Raw genomic sequence first — 20133 nt, forward strand, 5'->3', positions numbered from 1 at the left:
TTGTGGTAATGCAGGATGGGTGTTTCGCCCACCTAGATGTGGAAAATTTGATGGTTAAAAACTCATCCTACGCTTGCGTGTTTTATTGACAGGAAGCGTTGATTACGTTTTGGGAAACTTCTTTCGTTCTTGCTCGGCTCTGCCCATTCACCATTTCATTATGATAAACCAGTTGCATTGCGATTAGAGGCCGGGCATCGAAATTTTGAAAAATAGGCGGACCAAAGGTTTCACCTGAAAGCGAATCTTCTGAAAATAGTGAATCCAAGCCTATCGGATCGCCCGGCACGCCACTTGCGTTGAAAATTTCTTCTTTCACACAATTCGCAAGCCTCATTGGCGAAGTCGATGTTTTGATCCAAACCTCGGAATACTCAATTTCTGCATCTGGCCAGTCAAAGTTCGTGGCAAGGCAGGTTAGCTTTTTGGATTTTAAGAATTTTCCAAAAAACTCCGGCACTAGAGAGGTTTGATTTGACTCATCAGAGTCGCCAACCAAGATTACGTGGATAACGCCAGTTACAGTTTCTGGATGCTCATCAAGATAGAACTCTAGCCCGGACAAGTGGTTAACCAAGTTGATTGTGTATGCGGCGTTAGCGTTGAACAGTTTTCTCGTTTTCTCAGAACCACCGTCATCTATAGTGATTTGTATGGGGCTTGTTCTTTTCTTCAACCCTTTGTCGCAGCCATCGGCTAAATGGCAGTACTCAGCATCGTGTGCCATGTGGGCGACCAAGTCTGGGAATGAACCCTCGCCCTTAATGCTCTCATAGACTTCAATGTAATCACACGCAGGTTTTGACAGCTCTGAGCTTGCAGCAGTTGCGAAGGCGAGAAATATTGTACCTGATGCGATATTGAGTTTGAATTTATTCAATTTTGTAACAACTAGATTGTGAATCTATGAAGGATAGAACTATTGAGTTTTCGCGTCATTTAGATTGAAGCTGCAAAATCTTCGACGTTCACTTCTCAAAGCACAAACTCAAACATCCAACTCCTCCACAAACCGCGCGTTTTCCTGAATGTATTGGAACCGCAGTTCGGGTTTTTTGCCCATCAGGCGCTCGACCAGATCGCCGGTCTCGCCGGGTTCGTCCTCGTCGATGGTGACCCGGATCAGTTTGCGGGACGCGGGGTCCATTGTGGTTTCTTTCAGGTCCTTGGCGTCCATCTCACCTAGACCTTTGAAGCGTGAGACGTCGATCTTGCCTTTGCCGCCCAGACCTTTTTCCATCCATGCGTCGCGCTCTGCCTCGTCCAGACAATAGACGCGTTTGGCGCCTTGGGTCAGGCGATACAGCGGCGGGCAGGCGAGGTAGAGGTGGCCCGCGTCGATCATGGGCCGCATCTGGGTAAAGAAGAACGTCATCAGCAGCGCCGCGATATGCGCGCCGTCGACATCCGCGTCGGTCATGATGATGATCTTATCATAGCGCAGGTCATCGACGTTGAAACGGGTGCCAAGCCCGACACCCAGCGCCTGGGTCAGATCGTTGATCTCGGCATTGGTGCCCAGCTTGGAACTGGCCGCGCCCAACACGTTCAGGATTTTGCCGCGCAGGGGCAGCAGCGCCTGTGTTTTGCGGTTGCGGCCCATCTTGGCCGAGCCGCCCGCCGAGTCGCCCTCGACGATGAATAATTCGGTGCCGTCGCGGGTTGAACTGGAACAGTCCACCAGCTTGCCGGGGAGACGAAGTTTCTTAGTGGCGGACTTGCGTTGCGTTTCCTTTTCAGCCCGTCGGCGCAGGCGCTCCTCGGACCTTAGAATGAGGAAGTCGAGGATCGCTCCGGCGGATTTGTTATCTGCGGCCAGCCAGTTGTCGAAATGGTCACGGACCGAGTTTTCGACCAGCCGCTGTGCTTCGACCGTGGCGAGGCGGTCTTTGGTTTGGCCAACGAATTCAGGCTCGCTGATAAAGCAGGACACCAGGGCGCAGCCGCCGGTGACCAGGTCGTCGCGGGTGATCTGCGCGGCCTTTTTGTTGTTGATCAGCTCGCCGTAAGCTTTGATGCCCTTGAGGACAGCGGCCCAGAAGCCTGCCACATGGGTGCCGCCTTCGGGCGTGGGGACGGTGTTACAGTAGGATTGGATAAACCCGTCGCGTGAGGGGGTCCAGTTGATCGCCCATTCGACCTTGCCAGCGGCATTGAATTTTTCCCGAAAGTCCACGGTGCCGGCAAAGGGCTGATCGGCATAGGTGGACGAGCCGTTCATCGTTTCCTTCAGGTAATCCGACAACCCGCCGGGAAAGTGGAACGTCGCCTCGGTCGGGGTTTCGCCGTCATCGATGGCGGTTTTCCATCGGATTTCGACGCCCGAGAAAAGGTAGGCTTTGGAGCGGATGGATTTGAACAGCCGCGCGGGTTTGAATTTGTGGTGGCCAAAGATGTCGGGATCGGCATGGAAGGTCACAGTGGTGCCGCGCCGATTGGGGGCAGCACCAACCTTCTCAACCGGTCCCTGAGGTACTCCGCGCGAGAAGCGTTGTTCGAACAGCTGTTTGTCGCGGGCCACCTGAACAACCATGGAATCCGACAAAGCATTGACCACAGATGCGCCAACCCCATGCAGACCGCCCGAGGTCTGATACGCTTTACCCGAAAACTTGCCGCCCGCGTGCAATGTGCACAGGATGACCTCAAGCGCGGATTTGTCGGGGAATTTCGGGTGCGGATCGATCGGAATGCCGCGCCCATTGTCGCGCACGGTCAGGGCGTAATCTGCGTGCAGTTCGACCTCGATCCGGTTGGCGTGGCCTGCCACCGCTTCGTCCATCGAGTTGTCGAGGATTTCAGCGACCATATGGTGCAGCGCACGCTCATCCGTGCCGCCGATATACATGCCGGGGCGTTTGCGAACAGGTTCAAGACCTTCGAGCACCTCAATGGATGAGGCGTCATAGGTATTGGTCGCTTCGGGCGTCAACAGATCGTCGGGCATATGGGCTGCTCTTGTTTTTGAGTTTCCCCCATTATGGCAGGTGATGTGGTCCGGGGGAAGAGGGACGCGAGGTGTTGTAGATGGTTTGGGTCTTGGAAGCGCGAGGAGTAGGAGCGATGCTTTGGAATTGGACGTTCTGTGGTGTCTGTCTTTAGCTAAGTACAGACATACAAGCGAATACGTCAGGCAAAGCTACCCGCAAATTGGTGAGGTATCAAAGGGACAACCAAAGCATTCCGTCCTTGTAACCGCCGCGTATTGGTTTTCTGTCGTTTAGAACATCTTGGTAGTCATCAGCCCAATCGCGGAATCGGTCATTCGTAACGATGCTGGCTTGATAATCCCTGGCGGCTTGCAAGACTAATGGGTCTGCTGGTGTTCCTTTTGGAGCGACCATAACGCGATCTCTCGGTAGCCTAAGCTTGGACGCCAGATATTTGTCACTCATGTATCGATCAGAAATTTTGTATCCCACATTCGCATCAAAGACCACTCCGGGCGTTAGCCCTGCTTTGGTCAGTGCGATCGTGACCTCGCGAACGGTCTCGATACTTGGAACATCGTCCTTCCAGTGCATGACGTTTGATCCGTCAACGACTGCCCACTTTCTTGCTTTTTGAAAGCGCTTCAGCCAGTTTTTGAGTAGCAATACCACACTTGCCAATGAGCAGGGCCCAGCCAGCAATACCCAATCGGTGAGCCCGGGTTGCGTCAATGCGACGACGGTGCCTATCCCGGAGAGCACGAAGACAGTACAGAGTATGCGCAATTCCAAAATCTCTTTCGCAAAATTGATAGTCTATGTGACTGAAGCGAATAAAACACCGAAATGAAAATTGTAATATAGTGGGGCCCGGGGCGACGTGGTGTTGGGTTTGGCGCTATGTGCACCCCAAAACGTTGTATAATAATCCCGAACCTTGTGTATCTATCTGGTTCGATGCCCCGAGGTACTAAAAGCTCTGCTTTTTACCTCGCAACGCTCAGTTTTCGCTTCTAGTCTTTTCGCGAAGCTGAACAACAGTAACAAGGCATGCTAAATGAGCTGGATCAAAACCATTCCTTTCGAACAAGCTACGGGCAAGCTGCGCAAGCTGTATGAGCGGGTGACCGGCCCCGACAACAAAGTCGACAACATCATGATGGCGCATTCCTTGCGGCCGCATTCGATGGAAGGACATATGGCGTTGTACAAGAATGTGCTGCACCATTCGGCCAATCAGATTCCCAAGTGGTTTCTCGAAACTCTGGGTGTCTGGGTCAGTTCTCTGAACAACTGCGGGTACTGTGTCGAGCATCATTTCAACGGGTTGCAAAGGCTGTTAGGCGACGAAGTGCGCGGTAATGCAATCCGTGCCGCGATCGAAGCTGGGACACCTGAAAGCGCACCATTGGAGGCTGCTCAGGTTGCGGCCATGCTGTATGCGCGCAAGCTGACGCAGGCCCCTGCAGAATTGGTGGAAGGTGACATCGCCGCCCTACGCAAGGCGGGGTGGGATGATGGAGAAATCCTCGAGATCAATCAGGTCTGCGCCTATTTCGCCTATGCTAACCGCACCGTTCTGGGGCTGGGATGTTCTACCGATGGTGACATTCTGGGGCTGTCCCCCAATAACTCGGCTGATCCTGCCGATTGGGGGCATAAATAGGCCTCAGCCGTCTGTCCACTCAATGATTGCCTGTGCCATTGCTTCGGGCTTCTGGTGGTGTAACCAGTGATCCGTGCCCGGAATATCGACTCGTGTGAGGTCGGGCGCGAAATCTTCCAGACCGTCTGTCGCCTCGGGCAGCAGCGCTTTGTCATCGGAGCCCCATAGCAAAAGATGTGGGCAATGAACCATCAGCCGCTGGACCGGAAGCCGGGGCAGGTCTGTGCAGGGCTCGCCCGGTTTCGCCACAACCAGCGGAGAGGCCCGATACCAGTTCAGCATGGCATTCAGGCGACCGGGACGGGCCCATTCAGTGCGATAGTCCTCCATCCGGTCGTCGGACAGCCAGTCCAAGCCCATCCCGTGGCGAAAGAAACTTTCCAAGCGGGTAAAATTGTTCGCGGCAAAGTGTGTTGCGGCATCAGGGGCCCGTAGCGCGTTAATATATTGAGAGGCCGCGGATTGTGCGCCGCCCGATGCCATAGCCCGTTGGAAGGGCGCCGGGTGAACGCCGTTTGCGATGATCAGGCGACCGACGAGATCTGGGCGGAACATGGCCAGGCCATAGGCGACCGCGGCGCCCCAGTCATGGCCCAGAACACTGATTGGCGTATCCAGACCTTCGACAAGTGCGATCATATCCGAGACCAGCTCGGACGTGGCATATTGGCCGACACCCTCTGGTGCCCAGCTTTGGCCGTAACCGCGTTGATCAGGGGCAATGCAATGGAAATGAGATGCCAGATGTGGCGCCAGATCGGCCCATGCCCCACCATATTCCGGAAAGCCGTGTAGCATCAGCAAGGGTGGCAGGTCGGATGACCCCCAACGGCGAATATGAAACCTCTGGCCATTCAGGATCTGAAATCGGGTTTCCATGTTTATTGGCCTTTTCGCCGTATAAGTGAATTTGGTTTGACCCCAATCAAAGCGCGAAAGCTTCGGTTCTGCTAGCCGTTTTTTCGAACAGTGAAAAAAGGAGAATATGAATGGATGCAGCTGCGCAACCCGAGCAAAATCTACCACGTGTGAATGACGAAACACCTGTTGCAGGTGCTGTTTCCGAGCCAAGCCCGGAAAAGATCCGCAAGGCATTCGAAAGCGGAAGATATCCCTATCATCGCAAGATGCCCCGGCGGGTCTATGAGGCCGAGAAGGCCAAACTGCAGGCTGAGTTGCTTAAGGTTCAGCTGTGGGCGCAGGAAACCGGACAACGGTTCGTATTGCTGTTTGAAGGGCGCGATGCGGCTGGTAAGGGCGGTACAATCAAACGGTTTATGGAACACCTGAACCCCCGTCAGGCGCGCGTGGTCGCCCTTAACAAACCCACCTGGGAAGAAAAGGGTCAATGGTACTATCAGCGCTATGTGCACGAGCTTCCCACCGTTGGTGAAATGGTGTTCTACGACCGCTCTTGGTACAACCGCGCCGGGGTCGAGAGGGTGATGGGGTTCTGTTCTCCGAACGAGTACCTAGAGTTTATGCGCCAGACGCCAGAGCTTGAACGGATGTTGGTGAGGTCGGGAATTCAGCTTTACAAATACTGGTTTTCGGTCACGCAACCCGAACAACAGCGGCGGTTTCAAAGCCGTGAGACCGATCCGTTGAAACAATGGAAACTATCTCCGATCGACAAGGCAAGCCTTGGCAAATGGGATGACTATACCGAGGCTAAAGAGGCGATGTTCTTTTATACAGACACCGCTGATGCGCCCTGGACTATCGTGAAATCGAATGACAAAAAACGCGCTCGTCTGAACTGTATGCGCCACTTTCTGTCGACACTTGATTACCCGGACAAGGATCACGGCATTGTTGGCGAGCCCGATCCTTTGATCGTGGGTCAGGCGCATCATGTGATCCACCGATCCGAGCATATTCTGGGCAACGCGCTGCATCCTGACGCCCGCTGCTAGGCCTAAGGTTCGGGGCAGGGCACCTGTCCCGGATCCATGTCTCACTCTGAAATTTCTCTGTTCCGGTCTTGTCCCGGCCTTTCGCCGGGCCTATGGCTGGTGGAATGAATAAGGTGATGACATATCAAGGCCATTTCCGTGCCATTGCCGTCCTGGGCCTGCCATTGGTTGGCGGGCATCTGGCGCAGTTCGCAATCGGTCTGACGGACACGATCATGCTTGGCTGGTACGGGGTCGAAGCTTTGGCGGCGGTCACGTTGGCCAGCAGCTTTTACTTTGTCCTGTTCCTGTTCGGGGGCGGGTTCGGTCTGGCCGTTATGCCAATGGTGGCAACAGCCGCTGCCGAAGACGATGAAACCAGCATTCGCCGTTCGACCCGCATGGGGCTCTGGTTGTCGTTGCTATATGCAGCAGTGGTAATGCCATTGCTGTGGTGGTCATACCCGATCTTGATCGCCACAGATCAGGATCCACAGGTGGCAGAAACTGCATCGGAATACCTGCGGGTTGCAGGCTGGGGTCTGTTCCCCGCTCTGGTGGTAATGGTCTTGAAGTCCTACCTTGCGGCGTTGGAGCGAACCCAGGTTGTTTTGTGGATCACTGTTGCAGCTGCGGTGGTGAACGGTCTGACCAACTATGCTTTGATCTTTGGCAACTGGGGTGCGCCTGAACTGGGCGTGATGGGCGCCGCTATCGCTTCGGTCGTGACGCAGACCGTGTCGTTAATTGCGGTTATCATCTATGCTGTAAAAGTTCTGCCCGAGCATAGCCTGTTCCAAAGGTTTTGGCGGCCCGACTGGGAGATGCTGCTGAGCGTTCTGAAGCTAGGCATACCCATCGGGCTGACCCTGCTGGCCGAAGTGTCTCTGTTCGCGATGTCGGCCTTTATGATGGGCTGGATCGGTCAGGTGCCGCTGGCGGCGCATGGGATCGCTCTGAACCTCGCCTCGGCGACATTCATGGTGCATCTGGGCCTGTCCAACGCCGCCACGATCCGGGCGGGCAATGCGCTTGGCCGCAAGGACCGCGCGCATCTGGAAAAAGGTGCCGTCGCCGTGACAGGGATGTCCCTTGTGGTGTCTATCCTGACAATCATCCTGTTCCTGACCTGCGCCGAGCCTCTGATTTCCGTATTTGTGGAACCGCAGGATCCGAAACGCCCCGAGATTCTGGCCATAGGTACCGGGTTGCTGGCCATGGCTGCGTTGTTCCAGCTGGTGGACGGTGCACAGGTGATCGCGCTGGGCCTATTGCGCGGATTGCAGGATGCCAAGGTGCCAATGGTCATGGCGGGGCTAAGCTATTGGGTCGTCGGAATTCCGGCGTCCTACTATTTTGGGTTCATCCGCGGCATGGAGGGCGTCGGTGTCTGGTTGGGCCTTGTGCTGGGTCTTGCCTGTGCCGCCGTACTGTTGATGGCGCGCTTCTGGTTGCGATCAGTGCGTATAATCGCTGAACCGGCAGCGTGAAGGCAAATTAGCCATTGTTCAGCCGGTCGGCTTTCTTCCGAACCAATACGCTGCGCAGATCATGCATCGCCAGTAGTAGCCGGTCCGTAACGTCCTCGAGCTGTTGGTCAGTCGCTTTGGACTGGGCCCACTGTGTGGTTAGGTTCAGATAGTCCACCGCGCGGTGAATATCGTCGATATCGCGCTGCGCCAGAAGATCTTTACGTTCTGCCATCCAGCGCTCGATTTCGGCCTGATCCGCCTCAGTCAGAGCGCGCTGACCCTGCGGCTTCACCTCTCCATTGCGGATGTTGATGACCGCGATCTGGTTCATTTCAATCCGACGTTGGCGGTTTTCCGTGTCGATCCGGAAAACCGCGGCACCGTTTTCGCGTATGCGGAAATAGTACTCAGGCAATTCGGCAGTCATAAGGTCTCCGATCAGGTCAGCGAAGCACAAAACCTCTGAATGCGCGTGCAGGCTTCGGTCAGCGCTTCATCTGACGTAGCATAGCTGACGCGGAAGTTGGGGGACAACCCAAACGCAGCGCCGAAGACGACTGCAACGTCAGCCTCTTCCAAAAGCGCGGTTGCGAAGGCTTCGTCTGTGTCGATCAAAGTGCCTGCAGGCGTGGTCTTTCCGATCAACCCGGAAATGGAAGGGTAGACGTAAAACGCACCTTCCGGAGTTGGGCAGGTCACTCCTTCGATCTGGTTCAGCATGCTGATGACCAGATCACGGCGGCGTTTGAACGTTTCATTGTTCGGGGCCAGAAAGGACTGTGTACCGTTCAGCGCCTCTACCGCCGCCCATTGGCTGATCGAGCAGGGGTTCGAGGTCGATTGAGACTGAACCTTGCGCATTGCCGCAATCAATTCGGCAGGCCCTGCTGCATAGCCAATCCGCCAGCCAGTCATAGCATAGGCTTTGGATACACCATTGCAGGTCAGGGTGCGGTCATAAAGCCTGGGCTCGACTTCTGCCGGTGTGCAGAACTCAAACCCGTCATAGGCCAGATGCTCGTACATATCATCCGTCATTACCCAAACATGCGGGTGCCTGATCAGGACATCGGTCAAAGCTCTCAATTCCGCACGGCTATACCCTGCACCGGTTGGGTTGGACGGAGAGTTGAAGATGAACCATTTGGTCCTTGGTGTAATTGCTGCCTCAAGCTGTTCAGCGGTTAGTTTGAAACTGTTCTCCAGGGTCGTTTCAACTGTCACAGGCGTTCCCCCGGCCAGAAGAACCATATCGGGATAGCTGACCCAATAAGGTGCAGGTATGACCACCTCATCGCCCGCGTTCATGGTGGCCATCAGCGCGTTATACAGCGTCTGCTTGCCACCGGTTCCGACCGAGATCTGAGCAGGCGAATAGTCCAGTCCATGATCACGTTTCATCTTGGCGCAAACCGCCTGCTTCAGCTCTGGTATGCCATCGGGCGCGGTGTATTTGGTCTTTCCAGCAGCGATGGCCGCCACCGCAGCATCCTTGATGTTTTGGGGCGTGTCGAAATCTGGCTCCCCGGCGCTTAGGCCGATTACGTCTCGTCCGGCTGCCTTTAATTCGGCCGCCTTGGCTGTCATCGCGATTGTTGGAGATGGTTTTACGCGTGACAGTGTCGCAGACAGGAAACTCATGGTCGGCCTCAGTTTGTATGTTTAGCCTGACTGTCATAGGGTGTGCCTGAACGACGATCAAGCGATATAAAACAAGAGATTTGGAGACCCCGATGAACGACGAAAATGACTGGTACGGACCCGACGCGGCGACATTCGGAGACCGGCTGGCAGGGGCGCGTGAAGCAGCGGGGATGACGCAGGCACATCTGGCCCGCAGGCTGGGTGTCAAGAAGTCTACGATTGCCGCCTGGGAAAATGATCTGTCTGAGCCCCGGGCCAACCGACTGTCGATGATGGCAGGCATGATCAACGTTTCGATCATGTGGCTTCTCACCGGCGAGGGCGACGGGATGGACGCCCCTGTCGAGGCTGGAGAAAACGCACCTGACCTTGCCGGAATCGTATCCGAGCTTCGTTCAATCCGAGGCGAGATGCGCGCCAGCGCCGAGCGGGCTGCAAGACTGGAGAAACGTGTGCGCATGATGCTGGAGGCGGAATAGTGGTCGAACCGCGCAATGTCAGGATCAAACGGATGAAAATGCGTTCCATGCGACGCGGCATCAAAGAGATGGATCTGATTCTGGCTGCCTATGCAGACCGCAATCTGGACTCCATGGATGCAACAGGGCTGGATGTTTACGACGCCCTGTTGCACGAGAATGATCAGGACCTGTATCAATGGGTCACCGGTCAGGTCCTGCCACCTGCCCAATTCTCGAACCTTGTTTCCGAAATCGCACAAACCTTTCAAAAATAAAGATTATCCGGCTTAACTGATTTTTCGGCTTTTCGCTTCATTCTGCCTGAAACTGCGCGAATGAATCGGAGGATCGTATGAGTTTGGAAATGCAGGTCTCCGCGCCGGGGGTCAAAGGCTTCATGACCAGCTATCTTGAGGCACTTGCTCTAGTTGAGCGGCTTCATCGTTTGTTGTTGGACGTTATCAAAGATGAGTTTGAACGGGTCGGTGTTCTTGAGATCAACGCGGTTCAAGCGTTGCTTTTGTTCAATATCGGAGATCATGAGGTTACCGCTGGTGAATTGAAAAGCCGCGGCTACTATCAAGGCAGCAATGTCAGCTACAACCTCAAAAAATTGGTCGAGATGGGGTATATGCACCACCAGCGTTGCGAAATAGACCGCCGTTCGGTGCGTGTCCGGTTGACGCCACAGGGCCGGGAAATCCGCGATATCGTCTCCGAGCTGTTTTCGAGACATGCCGAAGGTCTACAATCGCGCGGCGTGCTTGGACAGGAAGGGATCGAAGACATTACCGGAGCATTGCGGCGGGTAGAACGGTATTGGACGGACCAGATCCGCTATATCTACTGATGCTTGGTCGGCCTCTGTCCCGCATCCGATAGGGTCAGGCCTTCAAGTTCGCGGATCAGTTTACGGGTCATTGCTTCTTCGTAATCGTCAAAGCCCAGGGCAACCTCAACAAAGGCGCCGGGGCCAAGGATGACCCATGCTTTGAAATAGGCCAGCAGCTCTCCGACCTGAACATAGCGGGTGCTACCGATGTCAGGGACGTCGGCACCGATGACCAGTCCATTGATCGTGATACCGTCGTCAGAGAGCGTCTGTTTCGCATTTCTTGGGTGCAGGCCGATATTGTGCTTTCCGTCCCCCGACAGATCCAATGTCCGCTTCCAGCAATCGGGTTTCTGGCCCAAAAGTTCGGCACCGAACAGCATGGCGGACCCGACGGCGGTTCCTTGCGGAGCGCCGCTGCGTTTCACATGGTCGAGCAGGGTGGCTATGCGCTCCAGATCGAGGTCCGATTGTACTGCGGTCCAGCCCAATAACAGGCGTTGGTGGCCGGGTTCGCTCCACTCATAAATCGCGATTTGTACCGGGTTTGCTGTGTTTGAAAGAAAGAGTTGCTTAATCTCGGGCCTGCGCAAAGCACCTGCCAAGCCGCCAAGCTGCAACCGGTATTCCGAGCTGTCGACTGATCCCGACACATCCAGGCCCAAAGCCAAAGCATGGCGGCATTCTGATGCCGCAGAGGTGGCCAATATGCTGACTATCGTTGCAAGCGCACGTATCATCGCTGGCCGGGGCCCGACAATGCGCCGATCTGCATACCTTTTAGTTCGCGTTCAAGTTTGCGCCGCATGGCGCGTTCGAAATCCTGGAACCCGTCGGCGATTTCCAGGAACGCGCCGGGGCCGTACAGGACATTGTTTTCAAAAAAGGGAATCAGATACAGCTCGCCTTCGAAGTCGGCGGCATTAATGACCAGGCCATTCACAATCGTATTCTCAAAGGGAAAATGCCGATAGGCGGAATCCGGGCCATATCCATCGTTGTTCGAACCGTCACCTGACAGATCAATGGTTTGAAAAAGACATGTCGGGGCCTGCTGCATCAGCGTCGCCCCAAAGGCCAGCGCATACCCCATCGCCGTGGCCGAGTCGCTGTCTGATCGGACCGATTGCTGTATCGTGGTCGCTGCCACCAGCAAATCGGTCTGCGTGTTGATCATCGTCCAGCCCAGTATGATATGCTGAACGTCCCGGCCGCTCCATTCATAAACAGCCAGCGCGACCGGCATCGGCGAGGAAAAGAAGGCCTCGGTCACCTCGGGGGCAACCAACGCTGCGGCAAGGCCCTGCCTTTGCAGCGCGTCCTCTTCTGCGCTTACCGATGTTGAAATGTCCATTGCCAGCGCAAGCGCAAGGCGACAGGGCTCGGCCCGCAGAGGGCTGGCTAAAAAGGCTAGGCCCAGTGTGATCAACCAGCGGATCACCAGTGCCCGGTGCTTTCCATGCTGGCCCAGGGTTCGGCCGGTTCCAGCGCATCACCGTTTTGTAGCAACTCTACCGAGATATTGTCGGGTGACCTGACAAACGCCATTCGGCCGTCGCGCGGTGGCCGGTTGATCACGACTCCATTGTCCTGCAGGTGCTGGCAGGTTTCATAAATATTGTCGACTCCATAGGCGAGATGGCCGAAATGGCGGCTGTCGTTGGGCAGATCGTCATCCCCATCCCAGTTATAGGTCAACTCGATTGGTCGATCCTCTTGCCCAGCAGGAGCCATGAAGATCAGGGAAAACCGCCCCTGTTCGCTGTCATAGCGGCGCGTTTCCTTAAGGCCCAGCAACTTGTAAAACGCCATGGATTTGTCCAGGTCCTTCACGCGAACCATGGTGTGGAGGTAAGTGAGCCCCATTGCGGGTTCCTTTCTGTTCCGGTGATGCCCTGCACCTTAGCGCGCGTACATCACGTGTCGAGAGGCCGCACGGACACAATTCTGAAAATGCAAATGTGGGCGCACATATCGCGGTTCCTGTCTTTTGATTGGCGATATATAGTGGCAGGCGACTCATTGCTGGAAAGGAAATTTCATGCCGCTGTCCTCTGACCAACTGGGCGAGATCGAAGCGCAACGGGCGCAATCGCATCCAACACGCCGTGTTGTAGCTGCGGGGATGGAGGAACACCTGTACACGGCGCATCAGGTTCTGGACCACGGTTTTGTGCGCGTGATCGACTATATGGGTGATGACGCTGCGATTTGTCAGGCCGCACGCGTGTCCTATGGCAAGGGCACCAAATCAGTGCAAAATGACGAAGGGTTGATCCGCTATCTGATGCGGCACTGGCACTCGACCCCGTTTGAGATGTGCGAGATAAAGTTGCACGTCAAGTTACCGGTTTTTGTCGCGCGACAGTGGATTCGGCACCGGACAGCGAATGTGAATGAATATTCGGCGCGCTATTCGATTTTGGACCGTGAATTCTATATCCCGGCACCCGAGCACGTGTCCGCGCAGTCCGAGATCAACAATCAGGGTCGCGGCGATACGTTGCAGGGCGAAGAAGCCGCGCGCGTCCTAGAGATTTTGAAAGCTGACAGCGCGCGTTGTTATGACAATTACGAGGCGATGATGGGTCAGGACGGGCAGCAAGGGCTTGCGCGTGAACTGGCGCGGATGAACCTTCCGGCGAATATCTACACGCAATGGTACTGGAAGGTTGACCTGCACAACCTGTTCCACTTCCTGCGTCTGCGCGCGGATCCTCATGCCCAATACGAAATTCGTGTTTACGCCGATGCCATGTGCAAGATCGTCGCTGATTGGGTGCCGGCCGCCTATAAGGCGTTTGAAGATTACCGCCTGGGTGCGGTCAATCTTTCCGCGCAGATGGTCGACAGCCTGCGTCGGATGTTGGCCGGAGAGACGGTCACTCAGGAAAACTCGGGCATGACCGGGCGGGAATGGCGTGAGTTCGAGGCGATCATCAAGGAAAGTTGAGTGCGCTTGCGGTCTGTCTATACGGGGCGTCATGAAATGGTTGCGATCGTTTCACGACACTTTCAGTTTTGATCAAAACCGGTTGTCTGACCCTGTTCCTGCCTCGCGTGGCACAGGCCGAGTCCCCCCATCGTCGATGGTGATTTGCGAACCCACGGCTACATGCACCAAAAACTTGCGCTCCAGTTCACCTCTGAGCGGGCAAGAGCCGGGATGTGCGATCCTGAACAACTGATGGAAGTGTGGACTAGATAATCCCGCAACTGGACGATGGTGGTCACCTGTGCGACCAGTACGTCCTGAATCGTGCCAAGTGGAAAAATTGAACCACGCGCCCCGAAAGCAGCGGGGCGCGAGAATAGGCACATCACTTTCGATGGCCAACGGCCTGAAATTGGCCGTTGTCCTGATTTTCGTACCCGCAGTAACGGGATTTTACAGTGGCTTCAAATCTGAAGCCATTTGTCGGCCGTCACGTCCGTCTTCTAGTTCGTAAGCGACCTTCTGATTGTCAGCGAGTCCGGTAAGACCAGATCTTTCAACGGCCGAGATGTGAACAAATACGTCCTTGCCGCCTTCATCAGGGGCAATAAACCCATAGCCTTTGGTGGTATTGAACCATTTCACGGTGCCAGTTGGCATTTCCCGTGTCTCCTTCTACTTGCACGTTGTCCCACAAAATTGGTGGGGGTAGCGATTGACGTAACCGCAACACATCACCGTCTCGTCCACACGACACGGCCCGAATTACGTGTTTCGTCTTTTTCAACATTGCACGGTGAAGTAAAAAATCAAGAAATACCGGAATACACTGGCGAATTTGCCCATTATCAAGATCGAAACAGGAGCAGCCTGAAAATGCGCGTATATGGATTGAAGACTTGCGATACTTGCCGTAAGGCTTTGAAATCGCTTGAGGGTTCGGATTTTATCGATGTTCGCGCGCAAGGTGTGCCGGATGCGGTACTGGCGCAGGCCCTAAAACGTTTCGGCGAGGCTTTGCTCAATACCAGGTCGACAACATGGCGCGGGTTGGATGCAGAGCAGCGCAAAAAAGAGCCGCTGGAACTCTTGCAGGAACACCCAACCTTAATGAAGCGACCGCTTGTTGAGAAAGACGGTGCACTTTATCTGGGCTGGACGGCTGAAACGCAGGCAGCCCTTGGCGTTGGCTGAGTGGGTACTTATGTGGTTGGTCGCAAGCTAGAGGGTTCTAAATGCGTAACGCAGCGATGATTTTAGGGGTAGTTGCCGGTCTGATCGGCATGTTGGTCGGGTTTGTTGGCTATGGATATGTCGAGTTGATCGACAGGTTTGGCGAAATCGACGGGATTGCCGAGCAGGTGGACAATGCGCAGTTGATCCGAACCGCGGCGATCCTTGCGCCTTTATTGGCTATTGCGGGCGGGGCGATGGCACATGCCCGCGCTCTGATTGGTGGCGTGTTGCTGCTGATTTCTGCGGCTGGGATGTATTATGCGTTCGGGTTCAATGTGTTCACCATGTTCCCGGTCGCCTTTGCCGCCGTGGCGGGTCTCCTTGGGCTGGCCGCGGGTAAACCGGACGAGCCCAAGGCACATTTCTGAGTTACTTCAGGCGCAGGATGCGATCGATCGAGATCGGGCCTGCGCCGTTTATCGCGATGACCAGAAACAGGAAAGTCCACATCACGCGCTGATCCATCAAAGTAAGTGCGTTGTCGAACAGGCCTCCCAATTTGACGCCATGACCGGTCACGTCGACAATGGTCTGGACCCAAACAAACCCAATCATCCCAAGGGCTGCCACCCGGGTCAGCAGGCCGACCAGCAACAAGGCTGGCAGGACGAATTCGGCGGCTGTTCCCAGAAAGATTACGGCGCGTTGGAAAAAAGTCATCTGGGTTACGTCATAAAGTACGGCCTCTGCCGCTTTGGGGAAAATCTGCCCAAACGCCCCCGCTGACGGAGAGAAAATCGATCCGTCGATTTTCAGGGTGGCTGAGTTCCAGTAGTAGACAAGCAACACGGCAACAAAGACAAGACGCGCCAGGGTTGGTGTCAGCCAGTTGGCCGAGCTGTCGATCCGTCCCAGGACGTTGTTATGAAGAGAGATCAGGGCAGTCATGTTGCCAGCCTTTCAATAGTCACAGAAGTGATAGCGCCGCCCTGTAACAGCAGCGCCAGAGTGGCCCCAAGATCAAAATCCGGGGTGGTTTCGGTAGTGTTTTCAAATGCCTGTCCGATTGTGTTTCCGGCCTTCATCGCGGCGATCCAACCCGCCCCGCCTTGCGGCAGGGCCTGAGGAACAGGATCATATTCGCGGCGCGTGATCAGGGTATCTTCAGCACCAGCTTGGGGTTTCGGTACGCCGTCTTCCGTATTGAACCGCCATATGGAAATGACTGGCCAATCCGAGCGCAAGATCTGCATCGAAGGTGCGAATTCCAATCGGGCCCGGAACAGATCTTCGGGTGGCACGGCTAATGCGTCGTCCGACGCTGGCACGCTGTCCGCCGCGTGGTAAGATCGGCGAAGGGCCAGTTCCAGTCGCGCCACATCGGGCAGGTACCCGATATGCGACAGTTGATCCATCTCGGCCAGGAAATCCGGAAACGCTTCGCCATAGAACATCATCAACGGCGAGGTTGGTGGGTGGCTGCGCAGAAAAAGCCCGGCCAACCCGTCCATGTTTTGCGAACCCAGCAACTTGGCGATCACCGGGAAGGCCTGATGCATGGCTTCGGTCAGCGAAACGGCAACATTGTTGCGATAAACACTGAAACGCCGTCCCGCCGGCTGATCCGACGCGTCCACAAGGCCCTCAGGCACCGACATGGCTGGATCCAGCAAAGCCAGGTGAAACTCTTCTTGCGACACGCTCATGCTGGAATGCGGTCCAGTGCCGCTTGGGCGCGATCGGCTTCGGTACGCAAGACAGGCCAATCAGGGACGTCTGTATCCCATTCCACAAGAACAGGTTTTGGTCCCGATTGTTCAAGCACATAGTTCAGAAGCGCCCAAACCGGATCAACCACTTCTCGCCCGTGGCTATCGATCAGCAAGGGAAGCCCGTGGTCGTCTTCATCCTCATCATGCCCGCCAAGGTGGATCTCACCGACCTTGTCCAGCGGATAGGCGTCGATATAGCTCTGCGGTGAGAAGTCGAGATTTGTCGCCGATACGAAAACGTTATTCACATCCAGCAAGAGCCCGCATCCGGTGCGGCCCGAAATTTCGCGCAGGAAGTCGGGTTCGGACCACGTGCTTTCATCAAATGCTAGATAGCTTGACGGGTTTTCAAGTAGCATCTGTCGCCCAACGACATTCTGAACTTGGTCGATATGATCGCAAATCCGTGCAAGGGTTGCGTCGGTATAGGGCAGGGGCAACAGATCATTCAGGAAGTGACTGTCATGTGTCGACCAGGCCAGATGTTCGGAAAAGCTGGCGGGGTTGAGCCAGCCGACGAGGTGTTTCAAACGGGCCAGGTGGTCGGTATCCAGCGGGCCTTCACTGCCGATGGACAGGCCAACGCCGTGGACGGAAATCGGGAAGTGTTCCGACAAGTGCCGCAGCTGTGCCAGCGGGCGGCCACCATCGCCCATGTAATTCTCGGCGTGGATTTCCAGCCATGCGACCGGTTGCGGGTGATCCAGAATCTGCTGGAAATGCTGAGGCTTATAGCCGACGCCTGGTGCCGCAGGCAGCCTGTTCGATCGGATTGTGCTGTCCAGCATCTGGTAACCTCGCGGTCTTGAAAAAAGAGGCGGGCGATTCTTGCCCGCCCCTCAGATTTGGCAAAAACTCAGGCTTATGCCGGCAGGTCGCGCTCCAGCGGCTCGAGCGATCCCTTGCGGGCAGCGCCGTCAGCTGACTGAGGCAGGTCGATATCGGCGCAGGTGCCGGCATCTACCAGCGTCCAGGCATTGCCCTGATAATCAACAGTCGAGGTGCCCGCGCACGTGGTGCCAGGACCGGCGGCACAATCGTTCTGACCGGCCAGAGAAACGCCATAGCACTTTTCTTTGGCTTGTGCGGATGCGGTTGTGGCCATGCCTGAAACGGCTGCGGCTACGGCGCTTGCGATGACAAGGGATTTAGCGGTGTTCGACATCTCGGTTATCCTTTTGATGACTGCGTATGTCTGTGTTCGACAATGACAAAGGTAATGGGTTGCAGGTCACAGTTGAATTCACGAGCCTGTGTCTCACGAGCCCGTCAATGACTGTCATGACATCTTGCAAACTAATAGTTTGTTTTAGAAGAGATAAAACGCAAATGTTTCAATCCGGCCCCTCAGGGGGGGCCGGATTTTGTGCAATTTGCCGCTGATTGTTACAGCAGGTCGGGCGGCGTAGCGGCCCGCGACAGTTCATTTGTTACAGCCTCAAGCGGCTGCACTTGTGTCTGTTTCTCACCAAGACGACGGACACTGACCGTGCGGTCCTCAACCTCACGGTGACCGACGGCCAGAATGACCGGAACTTTGCCGACCGAGTGTTCTCGAACCTTATAGTTGATCTTTTCGTTGCGGATATCCGCCTCGGCTCGGACACCTGCGGCCTTGAGTGTCTCAACCACTTCCTGCACGTAACCGTCAGCCTCGGAGGTGATCGAAGCGACCACGACCTGACGCGGGGCCAGCCAGAAGGGCAATTTGCCCGCGTGTTCTTCGATCAGGATGCCGATGAACCGTTCGAACGAACCCAGCGTTGCACGATGCAGCATGAAGGGGCGGTGCTTCGATCCGTCCGCGCCAATGAAATTGGCGTCCAGCCGCTCGGGCAGGTTGGGGTCCACCTGAAGGGTGCCGCATTGCCAGGTACGGCCGATCGCGTCGGTCAGGGTGAATTCAAGCTTGGGTCCGTAGAAGGCGCCTTCGCCTTCGAGAAGCTCATAGTCGTATCCTGCGGCCTTGCAGGCGTCACCCAGGGCTTTTTCGACCAGATCCCAGCTTTCATCCGACCCGATGCGTTTTTCCGGGCGCGTCGAGAGCTTGATGGTCCAATCATGGAAACCGAGATCGGCATAGACCTTCGACAGAAACGCGATGAATTTTGCGGTTTCAGATTCGATCTGATCTTCGGCGCAGAAAATATGCCCATCGTCCTGGGTAAAGCCGCGCACCCGCATGATACCATGCAGCGCGCCAGAGGGTTCGTACCGCGCGCAAGACCCGAACTCGGCCATGCGCAGAGGCAGATCGCGATAGGATTTCAGACCCTGATTGAACACCTGCACGTGGCAGGGACAATTCATCGGCTTCAGGGCGTTCACGGCCTTTTCACGGGCATGTTCCTCGTCGACTTCGACGATGAACATGTTTTCCTGATACTTGTCCCAGTGGCCCGAGGCTTCCCACAATTTGCGGTCAACAACCTGCGGTGTGTTGACTTCGACATAGCCGTCACGTTCCTGCATGCGGCGCATATAGTCCTGCAGGGTGGTATAGATCTTCCAGCCATTCGGATGCCAGAAGATCTGGCCCGGAGCCTCTTCCTGCATGTGGAACAGGTTCATTTCGCGGCCCAGCTTGCGGTGGTCACGCTTGGCAGCCTCTTCCAGCATGTGCAGGTGCGCTTTCAGCTTTTCCTTGCCGGTAAAAGCCACGCCATAGATGCGTTGCAGCATCGCACGGTCGCTGTCACCGCGCCAATAGGCGCCGGCGATGGACATCAGCTTGAACGCATCGCCCGGAACCTGGCCGGTATGCTGAAGATGCGGGCCACGGCACAGGTCCTGCCAGTCGCCATGCCAGTACATGCGCAATGGCTCGTCGCCCGGTATGGCGTCGATCAGTTCGACCTTATAGGGCTCGTTGTTTTCGGTGTAGAAATCAATCGCGCGCTGACGGTCCCAGACCTCGGTGGTCACGGTGTCGCGTTTGTTGATGATTTCCTTCATCTTTTTCTCAATCGCGCCGAGGTCTTCGGGCGTAAATGGCTCGGCCCGGTCGAAATCGTAGTACCAGCCGTTTTCGATGACGGGGCCGATGGTGACTTTGGTATCGGGCCAGATCTCCTGCACGGCGCGGGCCATGATATGAGCCAGGTCGTGGCGGATCAGTTCGTTTGCCTGATCTTCATCTTTCATGGTGTGCAGGGCGATTTCGGCATCAGATTCAATGGGCCATTGCAGATCCCAATGCTGGCCATTCACCGTGGCTGAGATGGCCTTTTTGGCCAGTGAGGTCGAGATGTCGGCGGCCACCTGCGCAGGGGTTACACCCACGTCATAGGATCGTGCATTGCCGTCAGGAAAAGTGAGAGAGATTGACTGTGCGTCCAAGGCCATGGCTG

The 20133-nt window shown here is 55.7% G+C and carries 24 protein-coding genes; 9 read left to right on the forward strand and 15 right to left on the reverse strand.

The genetic code is table 11. From position 1 onward, the window contains the following. Positions 1-82: 82 nt before the first annotated feature. The 3 genes from AC2FHW_RS03530 to AC2FHW_RS03540 all read right to left on the reverse strand — a co-directional run bounded on the left by AC2FHW_RS03530 (position 83) and on the right by AC2FHW_RS03540 (position 3722). Positions 83-880, reverse strand: a complete 798-nt coding sequence (locus tag AC2FHW_RS03530; protein WP_496821432.1) for a DUF2927 domain-containing protein — start codon at positions 878-880, stop codon at positions 83-85. 108 nt (positions 881-988) lie between these two features. Next, entirely contained in the window at positions 989-2947 is a 1959-nt protein-coding gene (parE, locus tag AC2FHW_RS03535) for a DNA topoisomerase IV subunit B (RefSeq protein WP_496700591.1), read from the reverse strand. 214 nt (positions 2948-3161) lie between these two features. Further along, positions 3162-3722: an NYN domain-containing protein gene (locus AC2FHW_RS03540; RefSeq protein WP_246097118.1), complete on the reverse strand. Its 561-nt coding sequence runs from the start codon at positions 3720-3722 to the stop codon at positions 3162-3164. Between the two features lie 265 nt (positions 3723-3987). On the opposite strand from AC2FHW_RS03540, the gene AC2FHW_RS03545 reads away from it, so the two are divergent. Beyond that, the gene (locus tag AC2FHW_RS03545) at positions 3988-4596 is read left to right on the forward strand and encodes a carboxymuconolactone decarboxylase family protein (protein WP_496821433.1); all 609 of its coding nucleotides are present in this window, start codon (positions 3988-3990) and stop codon (positions 4594-4596) included. A 3-nt stretch (positions 4597-4599) separates the two neighbouring features. Here AC2FHW_RS03545 and AC2FHW_RS03550 read toward each other — a convergent pair whose 3' ends face one another. After that, positions 4600-5475: an alpha/beta fold hydrolase gene (locus AC2FHW_RS03550; protein ID WP_282021854.1), complete on the reverse strand. Its 876-nt coding sequence runs from the start codon at positions 5473-5475 to the stop codon at positions 4600-4602. Positions 5476-5585: 110 nt separating this feature from the next. On the opposite strand from AC2FHW_RS03550, the gene ppk2 reads away from it, so the two are divergent. Further along, positions 5586-6512 (forward strand): polyphosphate kinase 2, encoded by a 927-nt coding sequence (gene ppk2 / locus AC2FHW_RS03555; protein WP_142632960.1) that lies wholly within the window; start codon positions 5586-5588, stop codon positions 6510-6512. A gap of 104 nt (positions 6513-6616) precedes the next feature. Next, positions 6617-7981, forward strand: a complete 1365-nt coding sequence (locus AC2FHW_RS03560; protein WP_496677908.1) for an MATE family efflux transporter — start codon at positions 6617-6619, stop codon at positions 7979-7981. 7 nt (positions 7982-7988) lie between these two features. Here AC2FHW_RS03560 and AC2FHW_RS03565 read toward each other — a convergent pair whose 3' ends face one another. Continuing rightward, entirely contained in the window at positions 7989-8390 is a 402-nt protein-coding gene (locus tag AC2FHW_RS03565; protein ID WP_281971859.1) for a hypothetical protein, read from the reverse strand. Between the two features lie 11 nt (positions 8391-8401). Further along, positions 8402-9604 carry a pyridoxal phosphate-dependent aminotransferase gene (locus tag AC2FHW_RS03570; RefSeq protein WP_271947902.1) on the reverse strand — a complete coding sequence of 401 codons (1203 nt, stop codon included), beginning with the start codon at positions 9602-9604 and terminating at the stop codon, positions 8402-8404. 92 nt (positions 9605-9696) lie between these two features. On the opposite strand from AC2FHW_RS03570, the gene AC2FHW_RS03575 reads away from it, so the two are divergent. From AC2FHW_RS03575 to AC2FHW_RS03585, 3 genes are all read left to right on the forward strand, one after another. Next, complete coding sequence (locus tag AC2FHW_RS03575; RefSeq protein WP_142632968.1) at positions 9697-10086, forward strand: helix-turn-helix domain-containing protein; 390 nt, start codon at positions 9697-9699, stop codon at positions 10084-10086. Positions 10087-10118: 32 nt separating this feature from the next. After that, positions 10119-10343 (forward strand): succinate dehydrogenase assembly factor 2, encoded by a 225-nt coding sequence (locus tag AC2FHW_RS03580; protein ID WP_271947899.1) that lies wholly within the window; start codon positions 10119-10121, stop codon positions 10341-10343. Between the two features lie 77 nt (positions 10344-10420). Continuing rightward, positions 10421-10918: a MarR family winged helix-turn-helix transcriptional regulator gene (locus AC2FHW_RS03585; protein WP_271947897.1), complete on the forward strand. Its 498-nt coding sequence runs from the start codon at positions 10421-10423 to the stop codon at positions 10916-10918. On the opposite strand, the gene AC2FHW_RS03590 is transcribed toward AC2FHW_RS03585, so the two are convergent. From AC2FHW_RS03590 to AC2FHW_RS03600, 3 genes are read right to left on the reverse strand one after another with little or no spacing between them, the layout of a single operon-like run. Then, positions 10912-11640 carry a DUF1194 domain-containing protein gene (locus AC2FHW_RS03590; RefSeq protein WP_496821436.1) on the reverse strand — a complete coding sequence of 243 codons (729 nt, stop codon included), beginning with the start codon at positions 11638-11640 and terminating at the stop codon, positions 10912-10914. The two genes, AC2FHW_RS03585 and AC2FHW_RS03590, sit on opposite strands and share 7 nt — an antisense overlap. Further along, on the reverse strand, positions 11637-12341 hold the full coding sequence (locus tag AC2FHW_RS03595; protein WP_271947892.1) for a DUF1194 domain-containing protein: 705 nt from the start codon (positions 12339-12341) through the stop codon (positions 11637-11639). The genes AC2FHW_RS03590 and AC2FHW_RS03595 overlap by 4 nt, the downstream gene beginning before the upstream one ends. After that, positions 12338-12766, reverse strand: coding sequence for a VOC family protein (locus tag AC2FHW_RS03600; RefSeq protein ID WP_142632976.1), 429 nt, complete (start codon positions 12764-12766; stop codon positions 12338-12340). The genes AC2FHW_RS03595 and AC2FHW_RS03600 overlap by 4 nt, the downstream gene beginning before the upstream one ends. A gap of 175 nt (positions 12767-12941) precedes the next feature. On the opposite strand from AC2FHW_RS03600, the gene thyX reads away from it, so the two are divergent. After that, entirely contained in the window at positions 12942-13853 is a 912-nt protein-coding gene (gene thyX / locus AC2FHW_RS03605) for an FAD-dependent thymidylate synthase (protein ID WP_142632978.1), read from the forward strand. A gap of 435 nt (positions 13854-14288) precedes the next feature. Here the strand turns inward: thyX and AC2FHW_RS03610 are convergent, their stop codons facing one another. Next, on the reverse strand, positions 14289-14495 hold the full coding sequence (locus AC2FHW_RS03610; protein ID WP_142632979.1) for a cold-shock protein: 207 nt from the start codon (positions 14493-14495) through the stop codon (positions 14289-14291). Between the two features lie 216 nt (positions 14496-14711). On the opposite strand from AC2FHW_RS03610, the gene AC2FHW_RS03615 reads away from it, so the two are divergent. Both AC2FHW_RS03615 and AC2FHW_RS03620 read left to right on the forward strand, forming a co-directional pair. Continuing rightward, a complete protein-coding gene (locus AC2FHW_RS03615) occupies positions 14712-15029 on the forward strand; it encodes an ArsC/Spx/MgsR family protein (protein ID WP_142635075.1) in 318 nt (105 codons plus the stop codon). A 41-nt stretch (positions 15030-15070) separates the two neighbouring features. Next, positions 15071-15439: a hypothetical protein gene (locus tag AC2FHW_RS03620; RefSeq protein ID WP_142632981.1), complete on the forward strand. Its 369-nt coding sequence runs from the start codon at positions 15071-15073 to the stop codon at positions 15437-15439. A gap of 1 nt (position 15440) precedes the next feature. Here AC2FHW_RS03620 and AC2FHW_RS03625 read toward each other — a convergent pair whose 3' ends face one another. The 5 genes from AC2FHW_RS03625 to thrS all read right to left on the reverse strand — a co-directional run bounded on the left by AC2FHW_RS03625 (position 15441) and on the right by thrS (position 20128). Then, positions 15441-15959, reverse strand: a complete 519-nt coding sequence (locus AC2FHW_RS03625; protein WP_271947885.1) for a DoxX family membrane protein — start codon at positions 15957-15959, stop codon at positions 15441-15443. Next, positions 15956-16717 carry an HvfC/BufC family peptide modification chaperone gene (locus tag AC2FHW_RS03630; RefSeq protein WP_496677906.1) on the reverse strand — a complete coding sequence of 254 codons (762 nt, stop codon included), beginning with the start codon at positions 16715-16717 and terminating at the stop codon, positions 15956-15958. Before AC2FHW_RS03630 ends, AC2FHW_RS03625 begins: the two co-directional genes overlap by 4 nt. Beyond that, positions 16714-17571: an MNIO family bufferin maturase gene (bufB, locus tag AC2FHW_RS03635; RefSeq protein WP_271947879.1), complete on the reverse strand. Its 858-nt coding sequence runs from the start codon at positions 17569-17571 to the stop codon at positions 16714-16716. The genes AC2FHW_RS03630 and bufB overlap by 4 nt, the downstream gene beginning before the upstream one ends. A gap of 74 nt (positions 17572-17645) precedes the next feature. Then, positions 17646-17948: a BufA1 family periplasmic bufferin-type metallophore gene (locus AC2FHW_RS03640; protein WP_142632987.1), complete on the reverse strand. Its 303-nt coding sequence runs from the start codon at positions 17946-17948 to the stop codon at positions 17646-17648. A gap of 221 nt (positions 17949-18169) precedes the next feature. After that, positions 18170-20128, reverse strand: coding sequence for a threonine--tRNA ligase (gene thrS, locus AC2FHW_RS03645; RefSeq protein WP_142632989.1), 1959 nt, complete (start codon positions 20126-20128; stop codon positions 18170-18172). Positions 20129-20133 lie beyond the last annotated feature (5 nt).

Source organism: Ruegeria sp. YTSA108 (assembly GCF_059610185.1).

What these genes read in the sequence shown, in the direction of transcription:
- parE (WP_496700591.1), bottom strand. Translation starts at nt 2,947, where the DNA reads ATGCCCGACGATCTGTTGACGCCCGAAGCGACCAATACCTATGACGCC.
- AC2FHW_RS03545 (WP_496821433.1), top strand. Translation starts at nt 3,988, where the DNA reads ATGAGCTGGATCAAAACCATTCCTTTCGAACAAGCTACGGGCAAGCTG.
- AC2FHW_RS03550 (WP_282021854.1), bottom strand. Translation starts at nt 5,475, where the DNA reads ATGGAAACCCGATTTCAGATCCTGAATGGCCAGAGGTTTCATATTCGC.
- ppk2 (WP_142632960.1), top strand. Translation starts at nt 5,586, where the DNA reads ATGGATGCAGCTGCGCAACCCGAGCAAAATCTACCACGTGTGAATGAC.
- AC2FHW_RS03560 (WP_496677908.1), top strand. Translation starts at nt 6,617, where the DNA reads ATGAATAAGGTGATGACATATCAAGGCCATTTCCGTGCCATTGCCGTC.
- AC2FHW_RS03565 (WP_281971859.1), bottom strand. Translation starts at nt 8,390, where the DNA reads ATGACTGCCGAATTGCCTGAGTACTATTTCCGCATACGCGAAAACGGT.
- AC2FHW_RS03570 (WP_271947902.1), bottom strand. Translation starts at nt 9,604, where the DNA reads ATGAGTTTCCTGTCTGCGACACTGTCACGCGTAAAACCATCTCCAACA.
- AC2FHW_RS03575 (WP_142632968.1), top strand. Translation starts at nt 9,697, where the DNA reads ATGAACGACGAAAATGACTGGTACGGACCCGACGCGGCGACATTCGGA.
- AC2FHW_RS03580 (WP_271947899.1), top strand. Translation starts at nt 10,119, where the DNA reads ATGAAAATGCGTTCCATGCGACGCGGCATCAAAGAGATGGATCTGATT.
- AC2FHW_RS03585 (WP_271947897.1), top strand. Translation starts at nt 10,421, where the DNA reads ATGAGTTTGGAAATGCAGGTCTCCGCGCCGGGGGTCAAAGGCTTCATG.
- AC2FHW_RS03590 (WP_496821436.1), bottom strand. Translation starts at nt 11,640, where the DNA reads ATGATACGTGCGCTTGCAACGATAGTCAGCATATTGGCCACCTCTGCG.
- AC2FHW_RS03600 (WP_142632976.1), bottom strand. Translation starts at nt 12,766, where the DNA reads ATGGGGCTCACTTACCTCCACACCATGGTTCGCGTGAAGGACCTGGAC.
- thyX (WP_142632978.1), top strand. Translation starts at nt 12,942, where the DNA reads ATGCCGCTGTCCTCTGACCAACTGGGCGAGATCGAAGCGCAACGGGCG.
- AC2FHW_RS03610 (WP_142632979.1), bottom strand. Translation starts at nt 14,495, where the DNA reads ATGCCAACTGGCACCGTGAAATGGTTCAATACCACCAAAGGCTATGGG.
- AC2FHW_RS03615 (WP_142635075.1), top strand. Translation starts at nt 14,712, where the DNA reads ATGCGCGTATATGGATTGAAGACTTGCGATACTTGCCGTAAGGCTTTG.
- AC2FHW_RS03620 (WP_142632981.1), top strand. Translation starts at nt 15,071, where the DNA reads ATGCGTAACGCAGCGATGATTTTAGGGGTAGTTGCCGGTCTGATCGGC.
- AC2FHW_RS03625 (WP_271947885.1), bottom strand. Translation starts at nt 15,959, where the DNA reads ATGACTGCCCTGATCTCTCTTCATAACAACGTCCTGGGACGGATCGAC.
- AC2FHW_RS03630 (WP_496677906.1), bottom strand. Translation starts at nt 16,717, where the DNA reads ATGAGCGTGTCGCAAGAAGAGTTTCACCTGGCTTTGCTGGATCCAGCC.
- bufB (WP_271947879.1), bottom strand. Translation starts at nt 17,571, where the DNA reads ATGCTGGACAGCACAATCCGATCGAACAGGCTGCCTGCGGCACCAGGC.
- AC2FHW_RS03640 (WP_142632987.1), bottom strand. Translation starts at nt 17,948, where the DNA reads ATGTCGAACACCGCTAAATCCCTTGTCATCGCAAGCGCCGTAGCCGCA.
- thrS (WP_142632989.1), bottom strand. Translation starts at nt 20,128, where the DNA reads ATGGCCTTGGACGCACAGTCAATCTCTCTCACTTTTCCTGACGGCAAT.